Raw genomic sequence first — 7,895 nt, 5'->3', positions numbered from 1 at the left:
AAGCTCTTTACGAGAGGACATGTTTTACTCCAGGTCGGATTAAAAAATCAGTCAAGTTTTCTATTTTCTCAGACTCAGCATTAAAACGGCAATCCCTAATACCAAATGAGAGCGAGTTCACAACTTATTAGCACAATTGGTCAGTTTTTCGGAATAACACTATTTTCCCAATTGTCATCGTACACTAGTCTCGTGCAGCAAGATTTCCCTAAACTAAAAATGACACTCCCCCCTTGTTACTATCACAGGAAGATAGCGTTATGAAAATCCGTACCTCTTTGATTGCATTAAGCATTGCCACTTTGGTAAGCGGCTGTCAAAACTTGAATACCGATACGTTGATGCAGTCTGGCGCGCAAGCATTTCAGGCGGCGACGTTGAGCAATGACGACGTCAAAACCCTGAGTGATAAATCCTGCGCAGAGATGGACAGCAAGGCACAAATCGCGCCAGCCGACAGTACTTACACTAAGCGTTTGAACAAAATTGCAGCGGCGCTGGGGGATAATATCAACGGCACGCCAGCTAACTACAAAGTTTACGTCACCAAAGACGTGAATGCCTGGGCGATGGCTAATGGCTGTATCCGCGTTTACAGCGGGCTGATGGACATGATGACCGACAATGAAGTGGAAGGCGTACTGGGCCATGAAATGGGCCACGTGGCGCTGGGCCATACGCGTAAAGCCATGCAGGTGGCTTACGGTACCGTGGCGTTGCGTACCGCAGCGGCCTCAACCGGCGGCATCATTGCGTCACTGTCGCAGTCGCAACTGGCGGATATGGGCGAAAAACTGGTTAACGCTCAGTTCTCCCAGAAACAGGAAAGTGAAGCGGATGACTATTCGTTCGATCTGATGAAGCAGCGCGGTATCGATCCAAACGGGCTGGTCACCAGCTTTGAGAAACTGGCGAAAATGGAAGCCGGTCGTCAAAGCAGCATGTTCGACGATCACCCTGCTTCCGAAGCACGTGCGCAGCATATTCGTGACCGCATCGCGGCAGGCAAATAAAATAGCGGGCTCAACACATGCCACAATGCTGATCAGTTAAGCCTGATTGGCATTTTTTTATTCGGTTCCTGCAAGTTCAGTGCAACTAGAATTGCCATAAATATCCTCCATTTTTCTGTAACCATAATGTCTGGCAATTGGAGGGGCCGAAGGCGCGGCCCCTCCACCCCCGCCTTCGCTTAACACCTTCTGTCCGCTGCGCGGATACCCTCGCTGCACCTGCGTTGTCGGGCGGGTCGGCTACGACAAACGTCCCTGTTTGTCTCGCCTCAACCGGCCTTCCCTGGCCTGTTGCCCCTGACAACGCCGCCTTGCTCGGCAGCCGGTGATGCGCGCCAAGGTCAACACCCACATTGGCTACCACCGGGCAACATATGCCCTCAGTTTGACGTTGCGTAATGAAAGACAGTGAAAATGATGAGATGAGCGCGGTGTTGGGCGCCCTTGAAGACGTCGAACGCATGAGCGGCGCATAGGCGAAACCGCCATGGACGGCGGTTTCAGGCGAGACAGGCAGGGACGCCTGTCATAGCCGGCCGTGATGCGGCGTGAATAAGTGAGAGCCGTTGGCGCAGCCAACCGTCTGATAGGGCAAAGGCGCGGGTTGCAAGGGGCCGCGCCTACGGCCCCTTGCTCGGTCGGAGCGTAAGAATCTCATGGTAATCTAGTCATTTATCGACCGAAAAAAACGCTTAACTTGTCAAAAAACATCTTAAGTGAACAGAGTCTCTACAAGTGCCCGGCGTTTTTCACTTCATCAATATAGAGACTTTTGCGGCGGCCCGGCGAAGGTCAACGGCCCGATACTGTTCATATCCACCTCCACCACCGACGGCCCCGGATAATTGATCGCTTCCGCCAACACACCACTGAACTGCGCCGCGCTGTCCACCTTCCAGGCTTTCAGCCCCATCGCTTCAGCCACCAGCGTAAAAGCAGGGGTGTGCAGTTCGTTATAGTATTGGCGACCGGCAAAGTATTTATCCTGAATACCGCGCATCACGCCGTAGCCACCGTCGTTCATGATCAGCAAAGTGATATTGGCCTGCTCCTGTGCCATGGTCGCCAACTCACCCAAGCCTAACGCCAACCCACCGTCGCCCACCAACCCGACCACCTTACGCTGCGGGTTAGCGATCGCGGTACCAATCGCCATCGGCAAACCCATGCCAATCGCGCCAGCCAGCGAATGAATGTTACACAGCGGCGAAATCGCACGGAACAAACGGCTGCCCCAAACGCTTCCAGAGACAGTGATATCACGCACCAACAGCCCATCCTGCGGCAACGCGGCGGCAATGGCGTCGTTTAATTTGGCATATTCCCCAGACTGTTGGCGCAACGCGCTTTCCGCCTGCTGCACCGCGCGGGCGATTTCGGCGTCCCACTCAGCATTGACCTTCTCACCTTGGCTAACTCGGGCTGCCAGTGCGTTAAGCAAAGCACCACAGTCGCCATTAATTTGTTCGTCGGCCAGATAGTTACGGTTGGCCGCCGCCGGATCAATATCAATCTGCACCAATGGACGTGGCAGCGGCAGCGTCCAGGTACGGGTTTCATTGCTGCGCAGACGTGAACCGGCCACCAGCGTCAGATCGCACTGCGTCAGGATCGCCTCAATGCTCGGTGAATTATGGAACGCACGCAGGCTGCGCGGATGGCTATCAGGCAGAATGCCACGCCCGTGGGTGCTGGAGATCACCACGACACCCGCATCCGCCAGCTTGCGCACCGCGTCGCCGCAAGCTAGCGCGCCGCCGCCCAGCCACAACAACGGGCGTTTGGCCTGTTTCAGCCGCTGATAAAGCCGTTCAACCGCATCGTCACTGGCTGGCGGTAGCGGCGCAGGCATCACCGGCTGGCTCAGTACCGCGCTGGAAACCAGGCTGCTTTGAATATCGATCGGGATCTCTACCGCCACCGGGCCGCAAGGCACCGTCTGCGCGTCGAGAATGGCCCGCTGGATCACTGCCACGGCCTGTTCCGCAGAGTTAACCCGATACGCGCGTTTGGAGCAGGCGCGCAGGAAACCCAATTGATCCCGCGTTTCATGAATGAACCCGGCATCGGCATCCAGATAGGCTTTTTCCACCTGACCGGTAATGTGCAGCAGCGGCGTATTGGCGTTCATCGCCTCGATCATTGCACCGACCGCATTGCCTGCACCCGCGCCGGTACTGGTCAAGGCCACGCCAAGACCAGAGAAACGGCCGTGGGCATCGGCCATAGTCACGGCCCCCGCTTCACCACGCGCCGGCACAAAGCGAATGTTGCCGCGCTGGCCTACTGCGTCAGCTATCGGCAGATTATGAATCGAAATGATGCCGTACATCGCCGACACCTCGTACTGTTCCAGAGTCCGGGCTATCGCCTCACCAACCGTTATTTTATCGCTCATGATCTGCCTTCTAATTGTGTTCGTTGTAGGGGTACGCACCGTCACTCAAAGCTAATCGCTCCAGCGATTGACCTGATGGTTCAGCGCCAGATACAGGCTTTTTTGCTGCATGTAGGCTTTGATCCCGTGCAGGCCCTTTTCGCGGCCCAGACCGCTCTCTTTAAAACCGCCGAAAGGCGTAGAAATAGAGAATGTTTTGTAGGTGTTTATCCACACAGTGCCGGTTTCCAATTTATCCGCCAGCGCCATCGCCCGCGGGAAGTCACGGCTCCAGATGCCTGCTGCCAGCCCGTACACCGAGTCATTAGCCTGTTCAATGAGCTGTTTCTCGTCATCAAACGGCAACGCCACCAGCACCGGGCCAAAAATCTCTTCCTGACAGGCGCGGGCGCTGTTACTCAACCCTTCGATAATCGTCGGCAGGTAATAGCTGCCGCCTGCCAACATCGGATCTGCCGGGGCCTCGCCGCCAATCACTATCCGACCGCCCTCCTGCTGCGCCAGCGCCACGTAATCCGCTACGCTTTGACGATGCCTTTCGTTAATCAGCGGGCCAAGGTGCACCCCTGGTGTCAACGGGTTCCCCACTCGCAGCCCAGCAGCCAGTTCGCTGAGTCGCGCCAACAGCGGTTGGTAAAGAGAACGATGCACAAACAAACGCGACCCGGCGATACAAGCCTGCCCTGCGGAACTGAAAATGCCGTAGCAGATGCCACGGGCCGCCTGTTCCAGATCGGCGTCCTCCAGCACGATAGTTGGCGATTTGCCGCCCAGTTCCAGCGAGGTAGGGATCAGTTTTTCGGCGGCAATATGTGCCAGATGGCGACCGGTATTGGTGCCACCGGTAAAAGAAATCTTTTTCACTAACGGGTGGCGGGCCAACGCTTCACCAATCACCGAACCTTTCCCCGGCAGCACACTGAGCAGCCCGGCAGGCAGCCCTGCCTGTTCAAACAACTCCGCCAGTTTTAGCGCCATCAGCGGCGTGGCTTCGGCCGGTTTGAGAATCACCGCGTTGCCCGCAGCCAATGCTGGGGCCACCTTTTGCATTTCACTGGCAATCGGCGAGTTCCACGGCGTAATCGCAGCGATCACCCCCAGCGGTTGATACTGGCTCAACGTCATCACCTCTGCGCTGCGCTGGGTTGGCAGTTCGCCCTCCAGCACCTCACAGGCAGCAGCAAAATAGCGGGCCGTCGCCGCCGCACTGGCCACCAAGCCACGGGTTTCCGCCAGCGGTTTACCGTTGTCGCGGGTCTGCAACTGCGCCAACTCTTCCTGCTGCGCCATAATCAGATTACTGACGCGGTACAAAATATTGGCACGCTGATGCGGCACCAGCCCACGCCACTCGGGCGCGCGCCAGGCGCGTTCCGCTGCGGCCACCGCATCATTGACGTCTTCAATGCTGGCGGCACACAACCGTGCATTGACACTGCCGTCAGCCGGAAACACCGAGGTCATCTCGTCGCCTCGCCCTTCACACCAGCGCCCAGCCACAAAAATCTTTAACTTTTCCATGCTCGCTCCTGCCGTTCAGGCAATAAAACCACCGTCTACCAGACGGCGGCAGGCTTGTACTGCGCTTAACGCAGCCAGGGTTGATGTCTTGGGATTGCTCGCTAACGGGTTACCACTCAGCTCAATCTGAAATTCACCGAAATTACCGCACACCTGTAGTCGATGGGTGTTGCGTCGGGTGGCGGGATCAACCAGCAGCCGCACTCGGGTGGCGTCCATCCCCAAGCCGTTGAGCGCAATGGTCGCAGCCACGTTGGCATTGGCCGGGAACAGCCGCGCCGCCTCACGCGCCGAACCTTCAAAAAACACCTGAGCCTCACTCACGGCATCGAGATCAATCAATTGCTCTGCCATGCTGCCGCGCCAGCTCGCCGGACTTTTACAGGCCTGATAGGTGACGCTGTCCAGCCCGCCTTCACGCGCCGATGCCAACCCATCCATGCCTGCTACGGCACCGGACAGCACAATGAGCTGCCCCTGATGTTGCCGACAAGCCTGCTGCAACCGCTGTTGCAGCGCCGCATCCGCCAGCGCACCGGTGGAGATCACCGCCAACGGCCAACCACGCGTCACCACAGCCTCACCAAATTCGGCTACCGCCTGCTGACTGGCGCACTCCAGCACCAGATCCGGTTGCTCAGTACACTGATCCGGATGGCTTAGCGCCTGCACCTGCCCCCCGAAGGCACTGTCGATTGCCGCATGATGAGCCGCACGCGCCACGATCCAGCCCACACTCACCCCGTCCGGCAGGCGGGAAAGCACTTCTCTGGCCATTGCGCCGTAGCCAATCATCATGATCTTCTTCATCTTTTCAGCCCTTGCGATTAAAGATGGCGGTTAAAGCCACCGGAGACGTCAAGCGCCGCACCGGTAGTAAAGGACGCCAGGGGTGAGGCCAAAAACAGCAGCGCCTGCGCGGGCTCCTGCGGTTTGCCAAGACGTTTCATCGGGATGCCGCGTCGTTCTGCAATCGCTGCCGTCCACTGTTCCCAGCTTTGATCCTTATCACTGCGTTCGGCGAAACGGCGACGCCACTGGCCGGACTCCACCATGCCCAACAGGATTGAGTTAACGCGGATCCCCTTATCCACCAGTTCTTTCGACAGCGTTAGCGTCATGTTGAGCAAGGCTGCACGCGCCGCCGAAGTGGCGATCATGTGTTCTTCTGGCTGCAGTGCCAGTAGCGAGTTCACGCAAGTAATCGACGCAATATCCGAACGTTCCAGCGCCGGCAGAAATGCCTGTACCGGGTTGATGACGCCGAACAGCTTTAGCTCCGCCTCATGTAACCAGGCGGTACGTGGCGTTTGGTCAAAGTGCGCGACAAACCCCTGCCCCGCGTTGTTAATCAACACATCCACGGCGCCAAAGTGCGCCATCACTTGAGCAGCAAACTGTGTCACCTGCGACTCGTCCAACACGTCACAGCGCAGCGCCAGGATCTCCGCGTGCGGGAACTCATTACGCAGGCTGGTTTCAGCACCGGCTAACTTGTCCGAATCGCGGCCGCAAAATGCCACCTTTGCCCCTTCCGCCAGCAGCAGGCGCAAGGTTTCAAATCCGATGCCCGACGAACCGCCCGTAACGACAGCGACACGTTTATCAAGCTGAAAATTCATGGTTGGATTGCTCCCGTAAAGTCCTGCAGATAGCGGTTAAATTGCACCGGCGCATCGAGATAACTGGCGTGTCCCGCCCCCTCGATCAGACGCAGTGGTGCATCTTGCTGCTGCGCCAATATTGTCGCCGCCGCCGGTGGCGTGATCCGATCGCAGTCACCGCACCACACCTGCAACGGGCCGCGGTAATGCGCCAGATAATGGCTGATCTCATCGTTAGCCAGCATCCAGGCGGCATTAAGAAAACCGTCAGGATCCAACTGCTGCATGCCGTTGCGGATCCAGGCGATATCCTGCGGATCCGCGTCATCACACAGCAGCGCAGCTGCCCGTTGTTCGCCATAACCTTGCGGCCCCAAGGTTTCGATCATTTGCTTACGCTGACCGTAAACCTGTTGGCGCTTTTCTTCCGGTGCACTGGCATAGCCCTGAGCCGGATCCGCCAGTACCAGTCCGCACAAGCCATCGGGATAACCGGCAGCATAGGCACTGCCGATTAACGCACCGAGTGAGTGACCAACGATCAACGGTTGATCCAACTGCAACTCAGCCACCAGCGCTGCCAACGCAGCGGCATACGCAGTAGCATCCGGCTGGCTCACCGTCAGCGGTAAACTGCCACCATAGCCCGGGGCATCCCAGGCCAGTAGGCGGTGACCATCGGCTAATTCATGATCGTTGAACTGCTTGATCCATGAGGCCGAACCGGAGCTAATACCGTGCAGTAGCACCACCGGTCGGCCGTGCCCCGCTTCGCGCCAGCTCAGGGTGTAATCCCCACAGCGCGCCTGTTGACGTTGCGCCAGGCCGTTCATCAGTTGCGTTTCACTTTAGATAATGGGTGATCTGCCGGGTAGGTCGGGGTTTCCGGTTTGGCAGTACCAAGCATCACGCACATCAACGCCTCTTCCTCGCCGTGGTTGAACAACCCACGGTAAACACCGGCCGGAACCGAGATCAAATCGCGCTCTTTCAGCTTGGTTTCGTAATACTCCGTGCCGTCCTGAATCATCAGCGTGATGCTGCCTTTCAGCATAAAGAACACTTCTTCCACGTCGTCATGCAGGTGCAATGGACCTTCGCATTTAGACGGCAACACCATGGTAGAAAACGTAAAGTTACCCGCCGGAATGGTATTGGTGTCGTTCACCACGCCAGTGGCACCGGTGCCGATATAGCGCATCTGCGCACGGCGGTATTTCGGGTCGTAGTCAGCCTGAAACTTCAGGGCATTCCAGTCATATTTACGGCCTTCAAAACGGGCGATACGTGATTCCACCCAATTATCTATCGACTGATCTTGCGGCTTAACGCCGGCTGGTTTCTCAACCTGGGACATGT

General features: G+C 57.4%; 7 protein-coding genes. 1 reads left to right on the top strand and 6 read right to left on the bottom strand.

From position 1 onward, the window contains the following. Window positions 1-260 precede the first annotated feature (260 nt). Window positions 261-1,013, top strand: coding sequence for a metalloprotease LoiP (loiP, locus tag SGR01S_RS15960; RefSeq protein WP_061807950.1), 753 nt, complete (start codon window positions 261-263; stop codon window positions 1,011-1,013). Window positions 1,014-1,770: 757 nt separating this feature from the next. Here the strand turns inward: loiP and SGR01S_RS15955 are convergent. The 6 genes from SGR01S_RS15955 to SGR01S_RS15930 are packed head-to-tail and all read right to left on the bottom strand — an operon-like array spanning window position 1,771 to window position 7,893. Further along, entirely contained in the window at window positions 1,771-3,411 is a 1,641-nt protein-coding gene (locus SGR01S_RS15955) for a thiamine pyrophosphate-binding protein (protein ID WP_061807949.1), read from the bottom strand. Window positions 3,412-3,462: 51 nt separating this feature from the next. Then, on the bottom strand, window positions 3,463-4,932 hold the full coding sequence (locus tag SGR01S_RS15950) for an aldehyde dehydrogenase (RefSeq protein ID WP_061807948.1): 1,470 nt from the start codon (window positions 4,930-4,932) through the stop codon (window positions 3,463-3,465). A 15-nt stretch (window positions 4,933-4,947) separates the two neighbouring features. Then, window positions 4,948-5,742 (bottom strand): aspartate dehydrogenase, encoded by a 795-nt coding sequence (locus SGR01S_RS15945; protein WP_061807947.1) that lies wholly within the window; start codon window positions 5,740-5,742, stop codon window positions 4,948-4,950. Window positions 5,743-5,759: 17 nt separating this feature from the next. Further along, window positions 5,760-6,554: an SDR family oxidoreductase gene (locus tag SGR01S_RS15940; protein ID WP_037426725.1), complete on the bottom strand. Its 795-nt coding sequence runs from the start codon at window positions 6,552-6,554 to the stop codon at window positions 5,760-5,762. Beyond that, window positions 6,551-7,369, bottom strand: a complete 819-nt coding sequence (locus SGR01S_RS15935) for an alpha/beta fold hydrolase (RefSeq protein ID WP_061807946.1) — start codon at window positions 7,367-7,369, stop codon at window positions 6,551-6,553. The genes SGR01S_RS15940 and SGR01S_RS15935 overlap by 4 nt, the downstream gene beginning before the upstream one ends. Further along, on the bottom strand, window positions 7,369-7,893 hold the full coding sequence (locus SGR01S_RS15930) for a cupin domain-containing protein (protein ID WP_037426720.1): 525 nt from the start codon (window positions 7,891-7,893) through the stop codon (window positions 7,369-7,371). Before SGR01S_RS15930 ends, SGR01S_RS15935 begins: the two co-directional genes overlap by 1 nt. Window positions 7,894-7,895 lie beyond the last annotated feature (2 nt).

This window comes from Serratia grimesii NBRC 13537, from assembly GCF_001590905.1.
GTDB lineage: Bacteria > Pseudomonadota > Gammaproteobacteria > Enterobacterales > Enterobacteriaceae > Serratia > Serratia grimesii.
Note: the sequence above shows the minus strand (reverse complement) of the source record. Positions and strands in the feature narration are given on the sequence as shown.

Bases quoted from the DNA above. Each gene is read 5' to 3' on its own strand.
- SGR01S_RS15930 (WP_037426720.1), bottom strand. From the start codon at position 7,893: ATGTCCCAGGTTGAGAAACCAGCCGGCGTTAAGCCGCAAGATCAGTCG.
- loiP (WP_061807950.1), top strand. From the start codon at position 261: ATGAAAATCCGTACCTCTTTGATTGCATTAAGCATTGCCACTTTGGTA.
- SGR01S_RS15945 (WP_061807947.1), bottom strand. From the start codon at position 5,742: ATGAAGAAGATCATGATGATTGGCTACGGCGCAATGGCCAGAGAAGTG.
- SGR01S_RS15940 (WP_037426725.1), bottom strand. From the start codon at position 6,554: ATGAATTTTCAGCTTGATAAACGTGTCGCTGTCGTTACGGGCGGTTCG.
- SGR01S_RS15950 (WP_061807948.1), bottom strand. From the start codon at position 4,932: ATGGAAAAGTTAAAGATTTTTGTGGCTGGGCGCTGGTGTGAAGGGCGA.
- SGR01S_RS15955 (WP_061807949.1), bottom strand. From the start codon at position 3,411: ATGAGCGATAAAATAACGGTTGGTGAGGCGATAGCCCGGACTCTGGAA.
- SGR01S_RS15935 (WP_061807946.1), bottom strand. From the start codon at position 7,369: ATGAACGGCCTGGCGCAACGTCAACAGGCGCGCTGTGGGGATTACACC.